Consider the following 23,711-nt stretch of genomic DNA (forward strand, 5'->3'; position numbering starts at 1 on the left):
TCTTAGTCCTCATGTTTTATTTTCTTAAGCCATTCATTCAGAGTCTTTTCATATCCAATATTTTTACTCTCATAAAATTTTAAATCTTTTTCTAAATACTCTTGTTTAACATAACCACCAAAATCATGTGGATATAAGTAGCCTATATGCTGCGAATCTAAATGTTTTGGTATATTGAGTAGTTCGCCATCTTTTATGTCTTGTAGAGCTTTATTGATAGCTTTATAAGCACTATTAGATTTTGGAGAAGATGCTAGATAAATTATACACTGCGCTAACATGATTCTTGATTCAGGGTAACCAATTTTATTACATGCAGTCATTGTATTTACACTTAAATTAAAAGCATGAGGATTTGCATTACCAATATCTTCACTTGCAAAGATTACAAGACGTCTAGTGATAAAATCTACACTCTCCCCCGCATTTATTAATCTACTCATATAATATAAAGCTGCATCAACATTTGAGCCTCGAATGGATTTTATCATTGCACTTGCTAAATCATAATGTGTATCAGATGAAGATACTCCATCCCCTATTACATTTTCTCTTAACTCTTTTACTAAAGAGATATCAATATCTTTTGATACTTTATATGAAAAGTTTAAAAGTGTAAGCATAGCTCTGGCATCTCCAGAACTTGAATGAATTAAATGCTCTTTAGCTTCTTTAGATATATTTACATCAATATCCTTTAAAGCAATAGCTAAAATCTTTTGCATTTCTTCTTTTGTAAAAGCTTTAAACTCGTAAAGAAAAGATCTAGAACGAATTGCATTTGTTAAAGTAAAAAATGGATTTTCAGTACTTGCACCTATAATTGTTGCATCATAATTTTCCATTATAGGAAGTAAAACTTCTTGTTGATTTTTTGAGAGTCTATGTACTTCATCTATAAATATTAAAGGTTTAATTAAAGCATTTTTATATCTATCAAATACTTTACGTAAATCTTCAACTTTTATACTAGTTGCATTAAAATAGTAATAATCTGTATCTATTTCACGAGCTATAATTTTAGCTAAGGTAGTTTTTCCAGTTCCAGGTTTGCCATAAAAAAATAGATGAGGAATATCTCTTTTTTTGATAAGTTTATAAAGGGCTTTGTCTTTTGAGATTATATGAGATTGACCAACAAAGTTTTCTAAGTTTGTTGGTCTAAGTTTGTTAGAAAGATCTGTCATCTTCACTTTCATTTAAAAAGCTTCTTAAGTTCCTATACTCTTCTTTTGAAAGAAATCTACTTTTTCCAGTAGGCAAGTTATTTAATGAAATTCCACCAAATTCATATCTTTTTAAATCCATAATATCAAGTCCAAAGTGTGCAAAGAATCTTCTTAATTCTCTGTTTTTACCTTCAACAATTGCTACTTTAATTTTAGAAAAGTTTTCATTATTTGATTGAATACTGTAACCTATAAAAGGAGCAAATGTCATTGATTTAATTTTACTTGTTTTAAATGCACCATCAGTTGCATCTTCAAGTTCTAAACCTTGCATCATTGCTGATTCTACTTTTGGTCCAATAGATCCATTTACTTTTAATTTATATTTTCTTTCTAAATTTGAGTGCATTAAAGCATCAACAATTTTAACTGAATCTGATAAAAGTAATAATCCTTCACTAGCATAGTCTAAACGTCCTACAGACATAAAGTGTTGATACCTCTTATCCAGTGAATCATAAATAGTTTTTCGACCTTGTGGGTCTTTTTTAGATACTATTTCACCTTTTGGTTTATTATATATAATAACAGTAGGTAGTTTATTTTTATCTTCTTTGATTAAAGTTTTATTGATATGTACTTCATCATCAATTGTTACTTTAGTTGCTAAATTATCAACTACTTTACCATTAACTTTTACTTTACCCTCTTCTATTAATCTATCAGCTTCTCGTCTTGAGTATTTACTATTATGAGATAAAAATTTATTTAATCTTGTCTCTTCTAGTTCTTCTACTTCTTTTTTCATTATTTTATACCAGCTTCTATTAAGTCATGTATATGAAGAACACCAATTAGTTTATCTTCTTCATCTGTTACAATCAATAATTGTATTTTATAGTCTTCTATTACTTGCAAGGCATCACTTGCTAATAAATCTTTATTCTTTAAAGTTTTAGGGTTTTTTGAAGCTAATTCTTCTACTTTACAATCAATTGTAAAGTCGTCATTCATTAAAGCTCTTCTTAAATCTCCATCACTTAATAATCCAATAACCTTGGTATCTTTATCAGTGATAATTACACTTCCAAGTCTACCTTCACTCATTTTTAAAATGGCATCTTTAAGTTTTGTTTCACGTGAAACGATTGGAAGATTATCACGTCTAAGTAAATCATCCACTTTAATAAATAGCTGTTTACCTAAACTTCCACCAGGGTGGAATGATGCGAAATCTTCTCTTTTAAAATCTCTTTTCTTCATTAAACAAACAGCTAATGCATCACCCATTGCCATTGTAAGTGTTGTTGATGACATTGGAGCAACATCTAGAGGACAACCCTCTTTTTCTACGTTAATATTGATAAATACATCAGAATACTTTGCTAATGTAGAGTTTTCATTTCTAGCCATTGCAATTAATGGAATATTAAATCTTTTAAGATGAGGAAGAATTTGAACCAATTCTTCACTCTCTCCTGAGTATGAAATACCAAGAACAATATCTTCTTTTCCAATCATTCCTAAATCACCATGCATGGCTTCAGTAGGATGAAGGAAGAATGAACTAGTACCAGTACTTGCAAGTGTAGCTGCTATTTTTGTTCCAACAAGTCCTGATTTACCAACACCTGTAACAATAAGTTTACCTTTTGAATTTACAATTAAATCAATAGCTTTGTCTATATCAAAAGATATTTTTCCTGCTGCTTTTTCTAATTCCTTAGCTTCTGTTAACAGTGTATCTTTAACTATTTGTTTAAAATCCATTCTTTTCTCCTTATTGTACAAATATAGTAGGTACAATCATTGGGTATTTTTTGTATTTTCTAATACAATGTTTTCTTACAACTTTTCTTAATTCATCTTCTAACATTCTAGAGTTTTTGAAAATACCTGGTTTTGCATTTGCTAAGAATGTTGCTAATAAATCTTCAATCTCTTTTGCAAAGAATTTATCTTGTTTATCAGGAACTAAACCAAATGATGTAACTTTTGCTCTATCAGCTAATGTTCTATCATTTTCATTTATTTGTGCAACAATCATAACAACACCTTCATTAGCCATTGTTTGTCTATCAATTACAATATCATCAGAAATTTTATGATTTAATTGATTATCAATATAAACTTTTCCAGATTTTACTGTTTTTATCTTTTTCATATATTTAGGAGTTACTTCAATTTGCTCCCCTGCATTCATAATATATAAGTTTCGCTCTAATACACCACAATCGATACCTGTTTTACCATGTTTTAAAGCATGGTTATACTCACCATGAACTGGCATAAAGAATTTAGGTTTAACTAATCTTAACATTAATTTTTGTTCTTCTTGAGCAGCATGTCCTGATACGTGAATATCTGGATAATCTTGGTATGCTACTTTTGCCCCTGCTTTTAATAAGTTATTTAAAATTCCAGAAACACTTGCTTCATTTCCAGGAATTGCTTTAGCAGATAATACAATTTGATCTGTTGGCTTGATTTTAATATGTCTATGCTCATGAATTGCCATTCTATATAGTGCTGACATTGGTTCTCCTTGAGAACCAGTTGTAACAATTAGAACCTCATTATCTTTATACTTATTAACTTCATGTGCGTCAATAAAAGAATCTTTTGGAAATTTAACATATCCTAAACCCATTGCTAAGTCTAAGTTTTTTTCCATTGATCTACCAATAACACATACTTTTCTTCCACTTGCAATTCCTCTATCAATTGCTTGAGAAACTCTGTGAATATTTGATGAGAATGTAGACATAATTACTCTACCTTTTGCTCCAGCAAAAATTCTATCAAATGTTGGTCCTACAGTTTTTTCTGTTCTTGTAAATCCTGGTGAGTGTGAATTAGTTGAATCAGATGTTAATAATAAAACACCCTTCTCCCCATAGTATGCAAGTCTATGTAAATCTGTTGGATAACCATCAATTGGAGTATGATCAATTTTAAAGTCACCTGTGTGAATCATTGTTCCAGCTTCAGTTGTTACAGCAATTGCAGATGAATCAATAATTGAGTGAGTAACATGCATCCATTCAACTTCAAATTCGCCTATTTTAATAGGTTTCCTTTTTTCAATACATCTAAAGAATTTTCTAAATTCTCTCATTTTATGTTCATCAAATTTTGAACCAATCATTTCTAATGGTAAAGATGTTCCATAAATTGGGAATTGCATTTCTTTAAATAAATAAGGCATTGCACCAATATGATCTTCATGTCCATGAGTAATAATAACTGCTTCAATTTTATGTTTGATTTCTCTTAAGTAAGTAAAATCAGGAATTAAGATATCAACACCATGCATAGTTTCATCAGGGAAATTCATACCAACATCAACAATAATTGCAGACTTTTCAGTCTCAATAATCATCATATTTCCACCAATTTCGCCTAGTCCACCTAAAGGAGTAATTCTCATTTTTGCAGATGTGTTTAAGTTTAATTTATAGTGTGGATTTAATCTATCTTTTTGAATTTTTTCATTAACTAAGTGACCTTTTTTAAGGTCATTCATCCAACCATCACCTGACATCTCTGTAGGTATTTTTGCTTTTGATCTTTTATTAGGGTTTGGCTTCCTATTTTGATTAGGATTAGCTCTTTGAACCTTTTCTGAAGTTGGTTTTACTTCTTGTGTATTATTTTTCGTTTGCTCTGCAGGAGTATTTATAGCAGGCTTTGCAACAGCTTCTGTTTCTGTCTTAACAGTAGTATTCTCTTGTTTTATTTCTTCTTTTTTAATTTCTTCCATCTTTTACCTTTGTATACAATTGGCTATACAAAGATGAACTAACTTCATGAGGTCTTATATTATCACTAAGATCTAATTCTTCATAATACTTAGATACTAAATCTTTACTTATAATAGAAGAAAGGTTTTTTGATAATTTCTTTCTTGGCTGTACAAAACATGCCTTAAGAAATTTATTAAAATCTTTATCTATTGATTTATTCATATCTTTTCTAATATAAAGTATTGAAGACATAACTTTTGGTCTTGGATCAAATGATTCAGGAGGAACATCAAATAATATTCGTGATTCAATTGAAACTAAATCAGCAATAACTCCTAAAGATGAGAACTCTTTATCCTTAGGCTTTGCCGAGAATTTTAAAGCTACTTCTTTTTGGATCATTACAATGATACTTTCACAGTTGTCGTCTTCAAACGCTCTTAATATAATATTCGTTGCAATATAGTATGGTAAGTTTGCGATTAAATCGTATTTACCATTATGTAGAGTTTCTTGTTTATCCCAAGCTTCTAAAACATCAGTGTGGATCAGTTTTAGTCTATTCTCTTCTATTTCTATTGCAAATTTTGACTCTAAAATACTGATTAAATCAGTATCTACTTCATAAGCAGTCATCTCTTTGTACTTGACTAGATTTTTAGTCAAATCACCTAATCCAGGCCCAATTTCCACCAGGTAGTTATTATTGTTGGGCATCGATTGGATGATCTTATCCAAAACCGTAGTATCTTTTAAAAAATTTTGACCATATCGTTTTTTTGCTTTTATATTTTCCATAATTGCAAAGAGTATAACTGCTTTTAACTTACATTTAGATAAGATAATATCTAATAATAATAAAGGAATTTATTTGAGTAGTTTTGCAAAAAGAATTATACCTTGTTTAGATGTAGATAACGGAAGAGTTGTAAAGGGAGTTAACTTTGTTGGACTTCGTGATGCAGGGGATCCTGTAGAAGTTGCAAAGAGATATAATAATGAAGGTGCAGATGAAATAACTTTTTTAGATATTACTGCAAGTCATGAAAATAGAGGAACAATTGTTGATATTGTAAAAGAAGTTGCAAAAGAAGTTTTTATTCCTCTTACTGTTGGTGGTGGTATTAGAAAACTAGAAGACATTTATAAGTTGTTAAATGTTGGATGTGACAAAGTTTCTATTAATTCTTCAGCTGTTACTAATCCAGATTTAATAAATGAAAGTGCAAAAAGATTCGGTTCACAGTGTATTGTTACTGCAATTGATGTTAAAAAAGTAGAAGATGGCTCTTATCATGTTTTTGTAAAAGGTGGTAGAGAAGATACAGGACTTGATGCAGTAGAATGGGCAAAAGAAGTATATAATAGGGGTGCAGGTGAAATTTTACTTACATCTATGGATACAGATGGTGCTAAAACTGGATTTGAGCTTAATATTACTAAACAAATTTCATCAATAATTGATATTCCAGTGATTGCAAGTGGTGGTGCTGGAACTATGGAACATATGAAAGAAGCTTTTGATCATGGAGCTAGTGCTGCTTTAGCTGCATCTATTTTCCATTTTAAAGAAATAGATATTATGGATTTAAAAAGATATTTAAGAGCTAATAACATTCCTGTAAGGATATAAAATGAAATTTAGAATAATATTTACATTTTTACTCGCCCTACTTTTACCAATGTCTCTATTTTCTTATGAAATAAGCTTCAATAAAAAGTTTTCGAAGCTTGTATCACCAGATCTTTTAACTACATATGTAAATATTAGTATTGAAAATGATTCTGAAAGATTTATAAATGAAAATATAGAAAAATATAATGATTATATTAAAGGGAATAATTTAATTGAAAAAACTCATGGGAACTTTACTTTAAGTCCTAAATACAATTATTTTAAAAATACGCAGAAATTTATAGGTTATGTGGGAAGTTTAAAATATACAATTAAAGCAAAAAATGCAAGTAACTTAAATAGATTTATTAATGATTTAATTGAACTTGAGAAAAAGTTAGATAAGAATAATGTGAAACTTAGAATATCAAATGTTTCATGGATAATTAGTGAAAAACTTTATGATAATAGTTTAGATACTTTACGAATTGATGCTATGACATGGATTGAAAGGTATTCAAAGAGTTTAAAAAATGTTTTATCAAAAAATTGTACGGTTAAAAGTATAAATATAAATAAATCAAACAATCAATTGATAAGAGCTAGTCAAATGGAATCCCTTTCTTCAAAAAGAATTTCGAATGTAGCTCCTGTAAACTCTAATCAAGAAATAAGTATTGAACCAAATTTTCTTTTGGAATGTAAATGATTGTTTGTGCAGGAAGAAATGAAACTTTTGAATATGCACAAGAAATCGGTGTAGGATTAATAGAATCTGCTATAAATTTAACTAAGATTTGCTTAGTTAAAAAACCTGAGTCTATTCTTTTTATAGGAAGTGCAGGCTCTTATGGTAAATATGAAGTATTTGATATTATTGAATCTTGTAAAGCTTCTAATATTGAGCTTTCTTTTTTAACAAATAGTTCATATACTCCTTTAGATAAGATCTTTGAATCAAATAATGAGATACAAAGAAATGATACTATTGTTAATTCATCAAATTATATATCAATAGATGAAGAGTTAACAGAACAATATAATGAATATGGTATTGGTATTGAGAATATGGAATTTTTCTCTGTTTTACAAGTGGCACTTGAATTCAAAATACCAGTTACTGGAATATTTATAGTAACAAATTATACAAATGAAAATGCTCATAAAGATTTTATAAAAAATCATAAAGAAGCGATGAAAAAACTAAGTAAATATTTAGTTGATAAAAATATTATCAAATAATACAAAATAAAAAGAAATGGAAAAGTAATGGCAAAAGAAGGAACACCCTCAATATATGACTTCTCACTTGATGAATTAAAAGAAACTTTAAAACCATCATTTAGAGCAAAGCAAGTATATAATTGGTTATATAAACAATATGCAACATCATACGATGAGATGAAAAATATACCAAAAGAGTTAAAAGAAGAGTTAGAAGAAAAGTACCCTATTGATGTAATGAGTATTCTAAAAAAAGAAGTAAGTACGGATGGAAGTATTAAATATCTTTTTAAATTAAGAGATAATTTAACTGTTGAAGCTGTTTTATTATTAATGAAAGAGAAGAAGAAAAATGAAGAAGGTGTAATTGTTCGTAGTGAAAAATACACAGTTTGTGTTTCTTCTCAAGTAGGATGTAAAGTAGGATGTACTTTTTGTTTAACTGCAAAAGGTGGCTTTGTACGAAACCTTACGGTTGGTGAATATATTGCGCAAATTGTAAATATAAAAAGAGACAATGATATTCCTGCTAATAAATCTGTAAACATAGTATATATGGGAATGGGTGAGCCTTTAGATAACTTCAAAAACTTTACACGTGCAGTTAATGTATTTTCTGAGGAAGAAGGTTTATCTATTAATAAAAGAAGACAAACTGTTTCAACATCAGGAGTTGCTTCAAAAATTGAAAAACTAGGAGAGTTTGACTTAGGAATTCAATTAGCAATTTCACTTCATGCTGTTGATGATGAGTTAAGATCTGAATTAATTCCTATGAATAAGGCATATAATATTCAAACTATTATTGATGCAGTTAAGAAATTCCCTGTTGATACTAGAAAAAAAGTAATGTTTGAATACCTTGTAATTAAAGGTAAAAATGACAGTATTGAAGCTGCTGCTAAATTAATTAAACTATTAAATGGTATAAATGCAAAAGTAAATCTTATTTTCTTTAATCCATATCCAGGAACTACATATGAAAGACCTGAAGTTGAAGATATGGTTAGATTTAAAGACTATTTAAATGATAGAGGTCTTATTTGTACTATTAGAGAATCAAAAGGTATTGATATCTCAGCTGCATGTGGGCAATTAAAAGAAAAGGATGCAAATGGGCTTGCTTGAGATAACAATGTTGATTTTTATTGCAATAGTAGCAATAGTATCAGGCGTAGGATTTTACATATATAATAAGAAAGAGGAGAAGTAAACAATGTCAATTACAAGCAGAGCAATTACAAGATTTGCACCAAGTCCAACAGGATATTTACATATTGGAGGACTTAGAACAGCACTTTATAGTTATCTTTGGGCGAAGAAAACAAATGGTGAATTTAAACTTCGAATAGAAGATACAGATAATGCTAGAAATAATGAAGATGCAGTACGTGCAATTTTAGAAGCTTTTGATTGGGTTGGAATGCCAAGTGACTGTGAAATAGAATACCAATCAAAAAGAGTTGATATTTATAAAAAATATATCGCACAACTTTTAGATGAAGGTAAGGCTTATAAATGTTATATGAGCAAAGATGAATTAGCACAATTAAGAGCTTCACAAGAAGCGGCAAAAGAAAATCCAAGATATGATGGAACATGGAGACCAGAAGAAGGTAAAGTTTTACCAGAGATTCCAGCTGATGTTGAACCTGTAATTAGAATTAAAGCTCCTACAGAAGGATTTATTACATTTGAAGATGGTGTTAAAGGTTCTATGAAATTCGATGCTAATCAAGTGGATGATTTTGTAATTGCACGTGCTAATGGAATGCCTATATATAACTTTGTAGTTGTAATTGATGATCATTTAATGGGTATGACAGATGTTTTAAGAGGTGATGATCATGTTAGTAATACTCCTAAACAAATTGTAATTTATAATGCTTTAGGTTTTGATGTTCCAAAATTCTATCATATGCCAATGATTAATAATCCTCAAGGGAAAAAACTATCTAAAAGAGATGGTGCTATGGATGTAATGCAATATAGGACTGATGGGTATTTACCTGAAGCACTTTTAAACTTCCTTGTTAGACTTGGTTGGTCAAATGGAGATAAAGAAATATTCTCAATGGAAGAAATGCTAGAATTATTTGATCCAAATAATATTAATAAATCAGCATCTTCTTATAATGCAGAAAAACTTTTATGGTTAAACTCTGAATATATAAAAGCAGTTTCAAATGATAGATTAGTTGAAGAGTTAAAAGCTTTTGATTTAGATTTATCAAATTATTCTAAAAAAACTGAAATTTTAGATTTAGCAAAACAAAGAGCTCAAACTTTAATTGAATTAAAAATAGCTGTAAATACTATTTTAGAAGTTCCTACTTCATATGAGGCAAAGGGAAGTAAAAAATTTATAAAAGAAGGTACTATTGAGATGTTAAATAAGTATTTACTTTTATTAGAAGAGAATAAAGATGAATTATATTCTGTTGACAATGTAGAAGCAATTACAAAACCATTTATTGAAGAAAATAATTTAAAATTCCCTCAATTATTCCAACCAATTAGAATTGCTTTAACAGGTGGAACTCAAGCCCCTTCTGTATACGATATTATCTCTGTTTTAGGCTTTGATGAAACAAAATCAAGACTAAATACAGCGATTGAAAAAAACTTTAATAAAGAATAAAAAACTAATTCAAAATCAGGTGCCACTGGGTACCTGAAGTGGTTACTGCTTTTTATCTTGAAAACTTTAAAATGGAGAGTTCATGAAAATACTATTAATGGAAGATGATATTATTTTAAATGAAATTATCTCCGAGCATTTAGAAGAGAATAACCATAAAGTTATTTGTGCTTTTGATGGAGAATCTGCGCAAACAGAAATATACTCACAAACTTTTGATTTATTACTTTTAGATGTAAATGTCCCTAATATTACGGGCTTTGAATTATTAGAAGAGATAAGAAATAAAGATATAAAAACTCCTGCTATTTTTATTACATCGGCAAATATGCTTAAAGATATTGAAGAAGGCTTTAATATTGGTTGCGATGATTATATAAAAAAACCCTTTGAATTAAAAGAATTAGACTTACGTATCAATAATATAAGAAGATTACATGGTATCTGCCCTACTTCTAAAATTGAATTATTTAAAAATATATTTCTAGATACTGAAAACTTATTTATACAAATAGATAATAAAGATATTCATATTGCTCAAAAAGAGTGTGAGGTATTACTATATTTATTAAAAAATAAAACTAGAAACGTGAGTATAGATGAGTTAAGTATGAATCTTTGGTCATATGAAGATTCTCCTCTTAGTTCAACGATTAGAACTTATATAAAAAATTTGAGGAAAATTTTAGGAGAAGATTCTATATTAAATACAAGAGGGGTAGGTTATCGATTTAACTGTTAGTGAGAAAAGAACTTTTATTAGATTTTTATCCCTTTATTTAGGCTCTTCTTTAATTTTAATACTCTTAATTGCAACTTTATATTTTCAAAAAGAAAAGAGTTTATATTTTGATCTTTTAAAATCTAATATGCAAAATATTACATCAAAGATATCTTCTGAAATAATTATTTCACATATGCAAATAAATTCATTTGATAAAGAAAAATATATTGATAGTGGAAAATATGAAGGTTCTTTTGAAAGTAAAAGGGAAAAGTATTTAAAAAATAAAGATTATAAAATAGCTTTTTATGATGATAAACAAAAGAAATTATTTGGAAGTTTAAATGATAAAATAGATTTTTCTAAAACAATATCTTTTGATAATAAAAGTTTAATTCTTATTGATTCTTCAACAGTAGGACACTTGGGAATAGAATATATTGTTATAAAAGATCAATCTTTTGAAAATAAACTAAATGATTTAAAGATTAATATTATACTTTTCTTTTTAACTATTTATTTAATCATTGCTTTAATAGGTTTTTATCTTGCGAAACTATTTCTAAAACCAATAAAAGATGAAAGAATAAAACTGAACAACTTTATAAAAGATACAACACATGAGTTAAATACACCAATTACAGCTATTTTAATGTCACTTGAAAATGATAAATTAACACAAAAACAAATACAAAGAGTAAAACTTAGTGCAAAAAGGGTTTCTGATATATATAAAGATTTAATATATATTTTTTTACAAAAAGATGATGAAAAAAAACTTTTTGAAGATATATATCTTGATAATTTGATTTTAGAGCAGTTAGAATATTTAGAACCAATGGCATTAAAGAAAAAGATTAAGATTAATACATCTTTGGAGAAACTAAAATATCTTATTAATAAAGATGATGCAATAAGAATAATAAATAATTTAGTTTCTAATGCTATTAAATATAATAAAATAGGCGGACAACTTGATATATCTTTAAAGAATAGAATTCTAAAAATATCTGACACAGGTATTGGTATTGATGAAGAAAAACTTAAAGATATTTATAAAAGATATTATAGAGCTACAAGTGAACAAGGAGGATTTGGAATAGGTCTTAATATAGTAAATCATATTTGTGTCAACTATGATATTAAAATTGATGTGCAATCTAAAAAAAATAAAGGTACAACTTTCTTCCTTCACTTCTAATATTTAATCACAAGATAAAAACTCTCCACACATTCTCCACACAAGATTGATAATATTCCTTTATAAAATTAAAAATTGGAGTATATAAATGAAAAATTTATTTAAAATAATAGTAGCAATGTTTTTAACATTAGGCTTTTTAAATGCAGAACCCTTAGAACAAGTAGGTGAGAAAAATGGTTATGAGGTGAATTTAACATCAGATAAATCACTTATAGTTGGAAATAATGATTTATTTGTAGTATTGAGTAAAGATGGCAATGAAGTAAAAGACGTAAAAGTAAAGATAAAAGTATTTATGCCTGAAATGCCAGGTATGCCATATATGGAATATAAAGCAAAAGCAAAATTTATAGATGGTAAATATAAAATGATGGTGAACTTTTCAATGGGCGGAACATGGCAGTATCATTTAAAATTTAAATCAAAAGATGGAAAGATACATACTATTAGAGGAAGTGTAAATATCTAATGAAAAATATAGCAATAGCTTTATCTTTTGCTATATCATCAAGTTTTGCATTAAGTCTTGATGATATAGTAGAAACTGCTTTACAAAACAATCAAGACTTAAAAAATATTCAATCTTCTATAGAAGTAGCAGATGAAAATATAAAACTTTCAAGAAAATGGAAAAACCCTACACTTTCATTAGGTATAAATGATATTCATTTTGATGAGCCACTTAAAAGGGATGCTGAAGCAATGCAAGGTCAATTTATTGGTTTCTCTCAAGTCGTTCCTGTTGGAAATAAACTAGATATAAAAGAAGAAGTTTCAAAAAAAGATAAAAAGATTATTGTTTTACAATTAGAAGATAAAAAATTAGAATTGAAATCAAAAGTATATGAAGCATCTTATAATATTTTAATATTAGAAAAAAAGTTAGAACTTTTAATAAGTTATGAAAAAAATATTAAAAAGATAGAAAAACTTTCAAATGCTTTATATTCGTATGGTAAGTCAATACAAAATGAAATACTAAATGCAAAAGTAGCATATTCAAATGTACAAATACAAAAACAAAACCTAAAAAATATAATTGATAATTTATATTTAAAATTAGAGCAAATTTCATATGAAAAAATTGATAGTATTGATGCTTCACTTGAAATTGAAAAACTAGTTTTAAATATGGATATGCAAAATCATCCAAAAATTCAAATTGAAGAAGAAAGAGTAAGTAAATTTAATAAACTTTCAAAATTAGAGTTAGAGAAAGAAAAAGGTGATATAAAAGTAAATCTTACATATTTTAATAGAGATACAAAGTTTAAAGATTATGCAAATATTTCTGTTAATATTCCTCTTGCTTTATATAAGACAGAAAAGACTAAAGCTTTAAAAGAAAAGATAAAAGCAAGACAGCAAGTTAATAAACTAGAAGCTTTAAAACAAAACTTTAAAATAGAACTAATGTCTTTACAAAACAATATGAATAGTGCATATTTAAACTATTCAATGATTAAAAAAACTATTATTCCTTTAAAACAAAAAATACAAAAGAATATTGAAAACTATAATAGCTTGACAAATATAAAACCTCAAAAAGCAATAAGTAATCTAAATGAATTAATATCTTATGAACTTAAATCTTATGAGCAATTAAAAGAGTACTTCTCAAGCTATGCAAAATCAAAATATTATACATACAAGGCAAACCAATGAATATAATTAAAGCCACATTTTTATGCATGCTTACAATTAGTGTAATGAATGCAAAGATTATAGAAGTAGAACAACTATTTAATAAAAAAACAGTATTAGTAAAAGAAGAAAAAATAGGTATTACTAAAAGCTTCTATGGTAAAACAAAAATTGATGAATCAAAAGTTGTAGATATAGTTACAAGGTTTGATGGATATATAACTAAACTAAATGCAAATAAAAGCCTAATGTATGTAAAAAAAGGTGAGCCTTTATTCTCTGTATATAGTGATACGATTTTAAGTATACAAAAAGAGATAAACATAGCTAGAAGTATAAATAAAAATCTATATAGAAGTTCACTAGAAAAACTAAAAGTATTAGATTTAGACAAAGAAGAGATAAATAGAATAAAGAAGAATAAAAGCTCATTTAATGGTATAAAAGTTTTATCTCCAATTAATGCAATAGTTCTTAAAAAGAGTATCAATCATAATAGTGCTGTTAAAAAAGGAAAGCTTCTTTTGCAACTTGCCAATATTGATAAACTTTGGTTTATAGCTCAAATTTATCAAAAAGATTTAACTTTTATTAAAGAAGACATGAATGCATATATTTATATAGATGGCTTAACACAAGCTGTAAAATCTAAAGTTGATTATATTTATCCTATGGTTGATACAAAAACAAAGACAGTAGATGTAAGATTTATAATTGATAATAAAGATTTAAATATTTATCCAAATATGTTTGCGAGTGTGAAAATCAAAGCTATAAATAAAACAATGTTAACTTTACCAAAAACAGCAGTATTAACAAAAGGAAGCAATTACTATGTATTCAAACCAATATCAGATAAAGAGTTTGAACCTGTAAAAGTTGAAGCAAAAAGAATTAGCTCTAATAAATATGAAATTTTAGATGGCTTAAGTGCAGATGATGAGGTTATAAATAATGCTTTATTCTTACTAGATTCCGATGCAGTTACAAATGCATTATATGAATCAGATACTGATGATGATTGGTAGGAGTAAGTTATGGTTGAAAGTGTAATATCTTATAGTATTAAAAATAAATTTCTAATACTATTTTCTATAATTGTTTTAACATTTGCATCTATTTGGGCTGTGAAAAATACAGCCTTAGATGCCTTACCAGATTTATCTCCTCCACAAGTAATTGTACAAGTTAAGTGGGCAGGGCAGAGTCCTCAAACTATTGAAGAACAAGTATCATATCCCTTGATTTCAAATCTTATGTCTTTACCTGATATAGATACTGTTCGAGCTATGAGTTCTTTTCAAAATGCTTTAATATATATTATCTTTAAAGATGGTACTGACCTTTATGATTCAAGAAATAGAATATTAGAACAATTATCTCAATTACAAGGCACTTTTCCTCAAGGTGTAAATGTAGCAATTGGACCTGATGCCACAGGTGTTGGTTGGGCTTATGAATATGCTTTAAAATCTGATACTAAATCTTTAGATGAGTTAAGAACATTACAAGATTATTATTATAAATATGCACTACTTGGTGTTGATGGTGTTAGTGAAATTGCATCTATAGGTGGTTTTATTAAAAATTATGAGATTACACTAAATCAAGATAAATTAGTTCAATATAACCTTAGTATCAAAGATGTTAAAAATGCAATAAGCAAAAACAATGATGAAAAAGGTGGACGAATAATCCTAGAAAATGGTTTTGAACATATGATTCAGGCCCGTGGTTATTTACAAAGTGTAGTTGATATAGAAAATATTACAGTAAAAACTATGGATTCTATTCCTCTTAAGATTAAAGATATTGCTCGGGTAAATATCACTTCTTCAAATAGACGTGGTATGGCTGATTTAAATGGTGAAGGGGACACAGTTGGTGGCATAGTAGTAGTTAGATATGGAGAGAATCCATATGCTGTTATAAAGGCTGTAAAAGAAAAAATAAAAACATTAAATGTCGATGGTATTGAAGTAATAGAAACTTATGATAGAACTTCACTTATTGATAAAGCAATTGATACTTTAACAAATACCTTACTTGAAGAATCTATTATTGTAATGATTATAACGGGACTATTTTTATTCCATTTTAGATCTGCACTTATTATTATAATTACCTTGCCACTTACTGTTTTAATCACTTTTTTACTTATGAAAGCTTTTGGGATGGGTTCAAATATTATGAGTTTAGGTGGAATTGCCATTGCAATTGGAGCAATGGTTGATGCAACAATTGTTATGGTTGAAAATGCCCACAAATATCTTCAAGGAAAAGAAAATATTTCAAATGAAGAGAGAACTGCAATTATAATCAAATCTGCAAAGCAAGTAGGGCGACCTATCTTTTTTGCTCTTATTTTAGTAGTAGTTTCGTTTTTACCAATTTTTGCTTTAACAGGTCAAGAAGGAAGACTGTTTACTCCTTTAGCTTTTACCAAATCTTTTGCCATGATAAGTGGAGCAATACTTTCTATTACAGTGGTACCTATTTTAATGGTCTTTTTTATAAAAGGTAAGATAATGAGTGAAAATAAAAACTGGTTAAATAGATTTTTTATCTTCCTTTACTCCCCACTTTTAAAACTATCTTTAAAACTAAGATACTTTGTAGTTGTTGCTTTTGTAGCAACGATTATATTAGCATATCCTGTTTATAAAAAACAAAACTGGGAATTTATGCCAATGATGAATGAAACTGTATTTATGTATATGCCAGTAACTCCCTATGGTTTAGGAGTTGATTTGGCAAAAGAGTTAACTTTTAAAACTGATAAGATTTTAAAATCCTTTCCAGAAGTTCAAACTGTATTTGGAAAAGCAGGGAGAGCAGATACAGCAACAGATCCAGCACCCTTAGCAATGATTGAAACAATTGTTACTTTTAAGCCAAAAGATCAATGGCGAGAGGGAATGACATATAAAAAACTAATGGAGGAGATGGATAGTAAGTTACAAATTGCAGGGCTTATTAATTCTTGGACCTATCCTATTAGAGGAAGAATTGATATGCTTCTAACTGGAATTCGTACTCCTTTAGGAATAAAACTATATGGAAATAATCATCAAAAACTAGAAGAAACAGCAGGATTAATAGAGCAAAAACTTAAAAAGTTTGATAAAACACTTTCTGTTTCAACTGATAAAATAAATTCAGGATATTATTTAAATATTAATATCGATGAAGAGATGATTTCAAGATATGGGATTAACAAAAATGATATTTTATCAACAGTGTCATTAGGAGTTGCAGGTGCAAAAATATCAACATTCTTAGATGGGCTAGAGCGATATCCTATAAGCTTAAGATTTGAAACAATTCAAAGAGAAGATATTACAAGTTTACGAAATTTACAAGTTAAAACAAAATTAGGCTTCCAGCCTTTAGAAATGTTTGCCGAACTTAAATATGAAGAAGGGCCTTCAGTAATTAAATCTGAGAAAGCACTAAATGTAAACTTTATATATATTACACCAAAAAGTGGAATATCAGCAAAACAGTATAAAGATGAAGCAAAGGCAATATTGAAAGATATAAAGCTTCCTAGTGGGTTTTATTATGAGTGGGCAGGGCAAAGTGAGTATTTAGAATCAGCAATGCAAAGACTAGCTTATATTATTCCTTTAACTTTTGTACTTATATTTATACTTATATATTTTGCACTAAGAAATATAACATATACAATGATTATTTTCTTTACACTACCTTTTGCATTAACGGGTGGAATATTTTATTTAGATTTCTTAGATTTTAATATCTCAATCGCTGTTATTGTAGGTTTTCTAGCTCTTCTAGGTGTTGCTGCTGAAACCTCAATTGTTATGATTGTTTATTTACATGAAGCAATGCTTGAACTAAAGAAAAAAGATATAAAAATACAGAAGAAAGATATTTTTGAAGCAATTTATAAAGGTGCAGTATTAAGATTACGTCCTAAACTTATGACTTTATTTGCAATTCTAGGAGGACTTATTCCTATTATGTATATTGATGGAGTAGGGAGTGAAGTAATGCAACGAATAGCAGCTCCAATGATTGGTGGAATGATATCTTCTGCATTTTTAACTTTAATTATAATACCTTCTGTATTTTTTATATTAGCACTTAGAAGAGATGGGAAAAAGGAAGCTAATGATTTAAGAAATTAAATAATCTACACACTTACTACACAATAAATAAATAAAATACGACTGAACATTTGATAAAAATGAAAAAAAGAAAAGTGACTTTCTTTATTTGAAAGTAAATAAATTAAATGATAGAATTAATATCAATTAAAACTAAAGGAAATAAAATGAATACTAAAATGAAATTAGCTGGAATTATGTTAGGAGCTGCTTTAACAACTACATCTGCGTTTGCAGGAAATGGTTCATGTGGTGCTGGTAAATGTGGTGGTGAAGCTAAAACTGAAAAAATGGACAAAAAAGGTTCATGTGGTGCTGGTAAATGTGGTGGTGACATGAAAAAGTCTGAAAAAATGGACAAAAAAGGTTCTTGTGGTGCTGGTAAATGTGGTGGTGACATGAAGAAAAAAGCTGAGAAAAAAGCTGGTTCTTGTGGCGCTGGTAAATGTGGAAGCAAATAGTATTTAACTATTAAAAGATAAATAATGATAAATTTAAACGGGTGTGGATTAGGTTTACGAAGTGATTTTTTACTTGATATTAAATCAAGTAAATTTCAACCAGATTGGTGGGAGGTTACCCCTGAAAACTGGATGCATATGCCAAAGATTTTTGAAAAGTCTTTTGAAGAAGCAGTGTTTTCTAGACCAACAATCGCACATGGTTTATCTTTATCAATTGGATCTGCAGACAAACTTAATAAAAAGTTTGTCAAACAGATCAAAACTTTCTTAGATAGATACAATATCGAATTTTATTCTGAACATCTTTCTTTCTCCTCTCTAGATAATAAACAATCTTATGAATTATTACCTGTTCCAATGACTAAAAAAATGGTAAATATTATAAGTGATAGAGTAAAAGAAGTTGAGGATATAATTCAAAGAAATTTAATACTTGAAAATGCTACATATTATTTAGTTCCTTATTCAGAAATGAGAGAAGTTGATTTTATAAATGAAGTAATGGAAAAATCAGGTGCTCAAATGCTTTTAGATGTAAATAATGTATTTGTAAATTCTGTAAATCATTCTTTTAAAGGTAGAAAATTTATTGATGAAATTGATAAAAGTAAAGTAGCTTATATGCATATGGCAGGACATTATTTTGATGAAGATGCAGGATTAAAGATTGATTCACATGGTATGCCAATATGCTCAGGTGTTTGGAAGCTTTTAGAATACACTCTAAAACAAATAGATGCACCAGTTATGATAGAACGAGACAATAATGTACCTCCATTAAAAGAACTTGCAATAGAGTATAAAAAGATGGAAAGTATTTGTAAGGCAGTTCGTAATGGCAAATAATATTGAAAGAGATGTGCAGAATAGATTTTTTGATATTATAAGTGATCAAAAAAACAATCCAAATAACTCTGCTTATAGTGTTTATCAAAAGCTTGTTTTTAATAGATATGAAGAAATTGTAAAGTCTACTTTTATAGAGTTTAGTAAGTATGTTAGTGAACATGAACTAGAAAAAAGTATTTATGAATTTCTAAAAAATCCTCCAAGTACACCTTTTGTATGGCAAATAGCAAATGACTATAGAAAATTTGTAAAAAAACAAAAACTTTTTCATAATAGAAAGTATTTATATGAGCTTTTATATTTTGACTGGATTGAAGTTGAGATATATATGAAAGAATATAAAAAAATCAAAAAATCTAAGTTTTCTTGGGATAACTCTTATCTTTTAGCCCCTTGGAGTAGAATTAAAAAATGTAATTTTGATATTATAAATAAAAATCATGAAACAAAAAGAGAAAACTTTTTAATTATATATTATGATTACAAAAGTGATGATGTTTTATTTAGAGAAATAAATCAATTTATATATACATTAATTAAAAAGGCAAATAAGAAAGAGAGTATTTCAAAGACTTTAGAATCTTTATGTAAAGAAAATGAAATAGATTTTAATGAAGCAAAAGAAATTTTATATGAGCCTTTAAAAGAGTTACTTCTTTCAAAGGCAATTTGTAATTAGTTTGTATTGATTCTGTAGCCTTCATCTAAAACATTTTCTATTAGTTCTGAATTCATTTTTTTTCTAAGTCTTTTGACCATACTTCTTATTGCATCACTTGTTTTTGACTCTCCCTCATAAACAAAATCTTCTATTTTGGAGTGGTCAATAATTTGATTATGATTTTCTATTAATAAATGTAAAAAATTCTTCTCATTTTTAGTTAATGGACAAAGCTCATCTTCTATATATAATTCCTTCTTTCTAAAATAATATTTTGTAAAGGAATTAATTTCAATTAAGTTAGTGTCTTTTTTATTAATCCTTTCAATTTTAAATAATAATTCTTCAATTTCAAAAGGTTTTTTTATATAATCATCACAGCCAAGGCTATATGCTTCTCGGATTTTCTCTATATCAATAATTGCACTAATCATTAGTACTCTAGAATTTGATTTAGATTTTTTAATATAAGCTAATAAGTCAATACCTTCTAAAGATGGCGTATTTATATCTAAAATATATAAATCATAAGTATTGGATATATTCATATATGCTTCCATACCATCATAAAAAGAGTCTACTTTATAATTATAATTTTCTAAGGTTTCTTTTATCGCTTCATTTAAGCTAAAGTCGTCTTCTAATAATAATATTTTCATAAAGAAATTATATAATTCTTAGGTGTCAGTATTGTGGCAATTAAAAGTATAAATAAAAGTATTTTTATTTTCTTTTGAAATTACATCAATAAAGATATTATTATCATAAGCAATATCACTTACGATACTTAATCCTAAGCCATTGCCACCTTGTGTATTATTTTCTCTAGTATATTTTTTAAAAATAGTTTTACTATTAATAATCTTTTTTCCTGAAGATTCAAAGGACAAAATATTGTCTTCAAGTTTTATATAAATAGTTGAGTTTATATCTGAATATTTAATTGAATTAGAAATATTATTATCTATAAGTCTTGTAAGTTCAACTTCTGATATTTTAACTTTAATATTTGAATTATTATTAGTAATTTTTAAAACTCTTCCTTGATCAACTGCAACAGTTGAAAAATAATAAACTCTTTGTTGAATAAACTCTTGTAAATCAATAATACTTTTTTCATATTCAATAAAATTCTTTGATATTAAATATGTCATATCTTCATAAGAATTTTTTAGAGTTTTTATCGCACTATCAATTTTTTGAGTATATTTATCTTCACCCCTTACTTTTTTTCTTAATTGATTGTTTAATGAAATAATTGTAAGAGGAGTTTTTATTTCATGAACTGAGTGTTTGATAAAAGTATCTTTTTGATTTAATAAAAGTTCATTATCTCTTGCTTTTAATAGGAAATAAATTATTATAATAAATAAAAGAGATAAAATTATGGTAATTATATTTATCTGTTTTAATTCATTTTCCAAATTTGATTGAGCAAAAACTACAGAATAGATAATTTTCGCATCATCAAAAAAAGGTGATTTTTGAGAAAAGTATAAATTTTTATAGGTTTTCCCATCTTTTTCCCATCTTTGGGTAATAATTTTATTGTCTTTTATTTTGTCATTTAAATCTTTCCCTTTTTTTAAACGTAATTTAATTTCTTCTAAATTAATCTTTTTTACTTTAAATTCATTAAATACAAAATCCCCTATGTATCCATCTTTAAATATAATATAAGCATTTCCATTTTTTATTATCTCTGATGAGCTTATTAATTCTTGAATATTTTTTAAGTCATTAAAAGTATGACTGTATGTATAACTTATTTGTAGAATTCTATTTGAATTAGGCAAGTAAGAATCAGAAAAACTTAAAAAATTACTTGAAAAAGTTTCAAAAATAGGAGCAGAAGAGCCTATAATATTTTCTTTTTTATGCTTATCAAAGAAGAATTTTGCAAATGATAAATCAAAGCCTAAATCAGCTTTTAAAGTAGTATTTACAATTTTTAAATTATCATCAGTAATATAAATATTATATGGTTTATTTGTAAGCCCTTCATTTAAAATATTATGTATTTCATTTAGTGAAATATTATATTCTTTATCTTTTAAATACTCAAGTGCTATTTTATGTTTTTGTATTATTGTTTCTTTATTTTTATAATACTTAAATAAGATAGAAGTTAGGAGTTTATTTGTTTCTCTTTGTATCTTATAAAATTGCATTTGCTGATTTTTTATATTATTTAGTTGAACATTTTTTATTAAATACTTATATCCAAAAAAGTTTGTTATAAAGAATAGAAATAATATTATAAGCATTACAATTGAGATTTTTGTTCTAAATTTATTAAATTTTGTATTCATTTATGCATGGTACAATAAAATTTATTAAATTATTATAGTTATTTACTGTAGTGATATTAAGAAAATAATATAAAATAATTTATTTAAAGACGAAATGACATTCTATTGACACATAAATAATGTATTATTGTTTATAAATAAAAATTATACAAGGAAGTAAAATGACTAATAAATTTAAAACAATCGTATTATCTGCATTATGTACGAGTACATTACTTGCAGGAGGTCACCCAAGTAAAACTGTTTCAATTGCTACTGATGGAACAGGAGATTTCCTAATTGCACCTTTTTATGAAGCAAAAAATGATGTTTGTAGTGAAATTAAAGTTTTTAACACAAATGAAACAAACTCAATTTTAGCAAAAGTTTCTATTAGAGAAAGAGTTAGTTCTCAAGAAGTAGATTTACCAATATTCTTATCTCCAGGAGATGTGTGGTCAGGAACTCTTTGTGATGTACAAGGGAGAGTGATTTTAACTAGTGATGATGATTCTAATCATCCTTCTGTAAAAAAAGTATTATCTCAAGGTAAAGATTTAAGTGCTCATAGTATGCTTTCAGGTCATAGGGATATTGATTTTACAAATGGCTATATAGAAATTTATCCAATTGCACAATTTGATGAATCAGGAACTAATAAAGTAGATAAATCTATTTTAGTTAACAGATGGGATATGTTAGCACAAGGAATTCAACCTCATGGTAATTTAAGAACTCAAGGTGTTGATGAAGATAGTTTAAGTGGAGTAGTTTCTTTTAAAACATTTAATAAGGAAACATCATCAATTGATATGACAGCTTTTGAAAATGCACACTCAAAACAAAAAATGGGGAATAGTATAGCTTATGCTGAAGATACTAGTCCTGATATTTTATTAGGTCAAAAAGAGAAAATTCAGATTTTAAAATTACTTCAAAATAAAACAACTTCATTTGTTTATGATAATTATGGACATGAACAATCACTTTATATTTCTTTCCCATTTGGGTATACAGCTAATCAAGAAAGAAGTTTTAAATTAACAGTGAGAGATATGAGTGAAAACAAAGATGTTGAAAAAACTGTAATATTCTCTCCTCGTCCAACTAAGACTAAATATTCAATTAAAGGTGAATTAGCAATCCTTTCAGTAAATGAATTAATTAAATTAACTTCAAATTCGCAAAATTATAAAAAAGGAATGATTCAAGTTAAAGAGATTACAAATCTTAGTAATCACCAATTAGGTTATGGACAATATGCTTCATTCTTACCAACATTAGTTTCAACAATGGAAGGTAGAGAAAAGTTTATTAATTCCGTAGTTTCTACTCCAGTTAAATAG

General features: G+C 27.3%; 22 protein-coding genes. 15 read left to right on the top strand and 7 right to left on the bottom strand.

Annotated elements, in window-relative coordinates:
* Nucleotides 1-2: 2 nt before the first annotated feature.
* Genes KO488_RS06025 through rsmA form a run of 5 tightly spaced genes read right to left on the bottom strand, consistent with a single transcriptional unit; the run spans nucleotide 3 to nucleotide 5,713 of the window.
* Complete coding sequence (locus KO488_RS06025) at nucleotides 3-1,187, bottom strand: replication-associated recombination protein A (RefSeq protein WP_216057893.1); 1,185 nt, start codon at nucleotides 1,185-1,187, stop codon at nucleotides 3-5.
* A complete protein-coding gene (locus KO488_RS06030) occupies nucleotides 1,171-1,977 on the bottom strand; it encodes a pseudouridine synthase (RefSeq protein ID WP_216057894.1) in 807 nt (268 codons plus the stop codon). The genes KO488_RS06025 and KO488_RS06030 overlap by 17 nt, the downstream gene beginning before the upstream one ends.
* Nucleotides 1,977-2,939 (bottom strand): KpsF/GutQ family sugar-phosphate isomerase, encoded by a 963-nt coding sequence (locus KO488_RS06035; RefSeq protein WP_216057895.1) that lies wholly within the window; start codon nucleotides 2,937-2,939, stop codon nucleotides 1,977-1,979. The genes KO488_RS06030 and KO488_RS06035 overlap by 1 nt, the downstream gene beginning before the upstream one ends.
* Nucleotides 2,940-2,949: 10 nt before the next feature.
* The gene (locus KO488_RS06040) at nucleotides 2,950-4,932 is read right to left on the bottom strand and encodes a ribonuclease J (RefSeq protein ID WP_228319048.1); all 1,983 of its coding nucleotides are present in this window, start codon (nucleotides 4,930-4,932) and stop codon (nucleotides 2,950-2,952) included.
* On the bottom strand, nucleotides 4,919-5,713 hold the full coding sequence (rsmA, locus tag KO488_RS06045; RefSeq protein WP_216057896.1) for a 16S rRNA (adenine(1518)-N(6)/adenine(1519)-N(6))-dimethyltransferase RsmA: 795 nt from the start codon (nucleotides 5,711-5,713) through the stop codon (nucleotides 4,919-4,921). Before rsmA ends, KO488_RS06040 begins: the two co-directional genes overlap by 14 nt.
* Before the next feature lie 73 nt (nucleotides 5,714-5,786).
* Between rsmA and hisF the strand changes: the two genes are divergently transcribed.
* The 14 genes from hisF (at nucleotide 5,787) to KO488_RS06115 (ending at nucleotide 20,092) form a co-directional block, all read left to right on the top strand.
* A complete protein-coding gene (hisF, locus tag KO488_RS06050; protein WP_216057897.1) occupies nucleotides 5,787-6,548 on the top strand; it encodes an imidazole glycerol phosphate synthase subunit HisF in 762 nt (253 codons plus the stop codon).
* A gap of 1 nt (nucleotide 6,549) precedes the next feature.
* Entirely contained in the window at nucleotides 6,550-7,239 is a 690-nt protein-coding gene (locus KO488_RS06055; protein ID WP_216057898.1) for an SIMPL domain-containing protein, read from the top strand.
* A complete protein-coding gene (locus KO488_RS06060; protein WP_216057899.1) occupies nucleotides 7,236-7,772 on the top strand; it encodes a purine-nucleoside phosphorylase in 537 nt (178 codons plus the stop codon). The genes KO488_RS06055 and KO488_RS06060 overlap by 4 nt, the downstream gene beginning before the upstream one ends.
* 27 nt (nucleotides 7,773-7,799) lie before the next feature.
* A complete protein-coding gene (gene rlmN, locus KO488_RS06065) occupies nucleotides 7,800-8,882 on the top strand; it encodes a 23S rRNA (adenine(2503)-C(2))-methyltransferase RlmN (RefSeq protein ID WP_216057900.1) in 1,083 nt (360 codons plus the stop codon).
* Between the two features lie 88 nt (nucleotides 8,883-8,970).
* Nucleotides 8,971-10,395: a glutamate--tRNA ligase gene (gene gltX / locus KO488_RS06070; protein ID WP_216057901.1), complete on the top strand. Its 1,425-nt coding sequence runs from the start codon at nucleotides 8,971-8,973 to the stop codon at nucleotides 10,393-10,395.
* An 82-nt stretch (nucleotides 10,396-10,477) separates the two neighbouring features.
* The gene (locus KO488_RS06075) at nucleotides 10,478-11,137 is read left to right on the top strand and encodes a response regulator transcription factor (protein ID WP_216057902.1); all 660 of its coding nucleotides are present in this window, start codon (nucleotides 10,478-10,480) and stop codon (nucleotides 11,135-11,137) included.
* 127 nt (nucleotides 11,138-11,264) lie between these two features.
* Entirely contained in the window at nucleotides 11,265-12,320 is a 1,056-nt protein-coding gene (locus tag KO488_RS06080; protein ID WP_216057903.1) for a sensor histidine kinase, read from the top strand.
* An 88-nt stretch (nucleotides 12,321-12,408) separates the two neighbouring features.
* The gene (locus KO488_RS06085; RefSeq protein WP_216057904.1) at nucleotides 12,409-12,792 is read left to right on the top strand and encodes a FixH family protein; all 384 of its coding nucleotides are present in this window, start codon (nucleotides 12,409-12,411) and stop codon (nucleotides 12,790-12,792) included.
* Complete coding sequence (locus KO488_RS06090) at nucleotides 12,792-13,988, top strand: TolC family protein (RefSeq protein WP_216057905.1); 1,197 nt, start codon at nucleotides 12,792-12,794, stop codon at nucleotides 13,986-13,988. The genes KO488_RS06085 and KO488_RS06090 overlap by 1 nt, the downstream gene beginning before the upstream one ends.
* Nucleotides 13,985-14,995 (top strand): efflux RND transporter periplasmic adaptor subunit, encoded by a 1,011-nt coding sequence (locus KO488_RS06095; protein ID WP_228319050.1) that lies wholly within the window; start codon nucleotides 13,985-13,987, stop codon nucleotides 14,993-14,995. The genes KO488_RS06090 and KO488_RS06095 overlap by 4 nt, the downstream gene beginning before the upstream one ends.
* Nucleotides 14,996-15,004: 9 nt before the next feature.
* The gene (locus tag KO488_RS06100) at nucleotides 15,005-18,121 is read left to right on the top strand and encodes an efflux RND transporter permease subunit (protein WP_216057906.1); all 3,117 of its coding nucleotides are present in this window, start codon (nucleotides 15,005-15,007) and stop codon (nucleotides 18,119-18,121) included.
* 146 nt (nucleotides 18,122-18,267) lie between these two features.
* Complete coding sequence (locus tag KO488_RS06105) at nucleotides 18,268-18,561, top strand: hypothetical protein (protein WP_216057907.1); 294 nt, start codon at nucleotides 18,268-18,270, stop codon at nucleotides 18,559-18,561.
* A 24-nt stretch (nucleotides 18,562-18,585) separates the two neighbouring features.
* The gene (locus KO488_RS06110) at nucleotides 18,586-19,410 is read left to right on the top strand and encodes a DUF692 domain-containing protein (RefSeq protein ID WP_216057908.1); all 825 of its coding nucleotides are present in this window, start codon (nucleotides 18,586-18,588) and stop codon (nucleotides 19,408-19,410) included.
* On the top strand, nucleotides 19,400-20,092 hold the full coding sequence (locus KO488_RS06115; protein WP_216057909.1) for a putative DNA-binding domain-containing protein: 693 nt from the start codon (nucleotides 19,400-19,402) through the stop codon (nucleotides 20,090-20,092). The genes KO488_RS06110 and KO488_RS06115 overlap by 11 nt, the downstream gene beginning before the upstream one ends.
* Here the strand turns inward: KO488_RS06115 and KO488_RS06120 are convergent.
* Complete coding sequence (locus KO488_RS06120; RefSeq protein WP_216057910.1) at nucleotides 20,089-20,733, bottom strand: response regulator transcription factor; 645 nt, start codon at nucleotides 20,731-20,733, stop codon at nucleotides 20,089-20,091. The genes KO488_RS06115 and KO488_RS06120 overlap by 4 nt on opposite strands.
* 18 nt (nucleotides 20,734-20,751) lie before the next feature.
* On the bottom strand, nucleotides 20,752-22,386 hold the full coding sequence (locus tag KO488_RS06125) for a sensor histidine kinase (protein WP_216057911.1): 1,635 nt from the start codon (nucleotides 22,384-22,386) through the stop codon (nucleotides 20,752-20,754).
* A gap of 161 nt (nucleotides 22,387-22,547) precedes the next feature.
* On the opposite strand from KO488_RS06125, the gene KO488_RS06130 reads away from it, so the two are divergent.
* Nucleotides 22,548-23,711 (top strand): hypothetical protein, encoded by a 1,164-nt coding sequence (locus KO488_RS06130; RefSeq protein WP_216057912.1) that lies wholly within the window; start codon nucleotides 22,548-22,550, stop codon nucleotides 23,709-23,711.

Source organism: Poseidonibacter lekithochrous (genome assembly GCF_018861145.1).
Taxonomy (GTDB): Bacteria; Campylobacterota; Campylobacteria; order Campylobacterales; family Arcobacteraceae; genus Poseidonibacter; species Poseidonibacter lekithochrous_A.

What these genes read in the sequence shown, in the direction of transcription:
- KO488_RS06080 (WP_216057903.1), top strand. Translation starts at nt 11,265, where the DNA reads ATGCAAAATATTACATCAAAGATATCTTCTGAAATAATTATTTCACAT.
- KO488_RS06060 (WP_216057899.1), top strand. Translation starts at nt 7,236, where the DNA reads ATGATTGTTTGTGCAGGAAGAAATGAAACTTTTGAATATGCACAAGAA.
- KO488_RS06120 (WP_216057910.1), bottom strand. Translation starts at nt 20,733, where the DNA reads ATGAAAATATTATTATTAGAAGACGACTTTAGCTTAAATGAAGCGATA.
- KO488_RS06055 (WP_216057898.1), top strand. Translation starts at nt 6,550, where the DNA reads ATGAAATTTAGAATAATATTTACATTTTTACTCGCCCTACTTTTACCA.
- KO488_RS06095 (WP_228319050.1), top strand. Translation starts at nt 13,985, where the DNA reads ATGAATATAATTAAAGCCACATTTTTATGCATGCTTACAATTAGTGTA.
- KO488_RS06040 (WP_228319048.1), bottom strand. Translation starts at nt 4,932, where the DNA reads ATGGAAGAAATTAAAAAAGAAGAAATAAAACAAGAGAATACTACTGTT.
- KO488_RS06085 (WP_216057904.1), top strand. Translation starts at nt 12,409, where the DNA reads ATGAAAAATTTATTTAAAATAATAGTAGCAATGTTTTTAACATTAGGC.
- gltX (WP_216057901.1), top strand. Translation starts at nt 8,971, where the DNA reads ATGTCAATTACAAGCAGAGCAATTACAAGATTTGCACCAAGTCCAACA.
- KO488_RS06130 (WP_216057912.1), top strand. Translation starts at nt 22,548, where the DNA reads ATGACTAATAAATTTAAAACAATCGTATTATCTGCATTATGTACGAGT.
- KO488_RS06110 (WP_216057908.1), top strand. Translation starts at nt 18,586, where the DNA reads ATGATAAATTTAAACGGGTGTGGATTAGGTTTACGAAGTGATTTTTTA.
- KO488_RS06025 (WP_216057893.1), bottom strand. Translation starts at nt 1,187, where the DNA reads ATGACAGATCTTTCTAACAAACTTAGACCAACAAACTTAGAAAACTTT.
- KO488_RS06030 (WP_216057894.1), bottom strand. Translation starts at nt 1,977, where the DNA reads ATGAAAAAAGAAGTAGAAGAACTAGAAGAGACAAGATTAAATAAATTT.
- rlmN (WP_216057900.1), top strand. Translation starts at nt 7,800, where the DNA reads ATGGCAAAAGAAGGAACACCCTCAATATATGACTTCTCACTTGATGAA.
- KO488_RS06075 (WP_216057902.1), top strand. Translation starts at nt 10,478, where the DNA reads ATGAAAATACTATTAATGGAAGATGATATTATTTTAAATGAAATTATC.
- KO488_RS06125 (WP_216057911.1), bottom strand. Translation starts at nt 22,386, where the DNA reads ATGAATACAAAATTTAATAAATTTAGAACAAAAATCTCAATTGTAATG.
- KO488_RS06105 (WP_216057907.1), top strand. Translation starts at nt 18,268, where the DNA reads ATGAATACTAAAATGAAATTAGCTGGAATTATGTTAGGAGCTGCTTTA.
- KO488_RS06090 (WP_216057905.1), top strand. Translation starts at nt 12,792, where the DNA reads ATGAAAAATATAGCAATAGCTTTATCTTTTGCTATATCATCAAGTTTT.
- KO488_RS06115 (WP_216057909.1), top strand. Translation starts at nt 19,400, where the DNA reads ATGGCAAATAATATTGAAAGAGATGTGCAGAATAGATTTTTTGATATT.
- rsmA (WP_216057896.1), bottom strand. Translation starts at nt 5,713, where the DNA reads ATGGAAAATATAAAAGCAAAAAAACGATATGGTCAAAATTTTTTAAAA.
- KO488_RS06035 (WP_216057895.1), bottom strand. Translation starts at nt 2,939, where the DNA reads ATGGATTTTAAACAAATAGTTAAAGATACACTGTTAACAGAAGCTAAG.
- KO488_RS06100 (WP_216057906.1), top strand. Translation starts at nt 15,005, where the DNA reads ATGGTTGAAAGTGTAATATCTTATAGTATTAAAAATAAATTTCTAATA.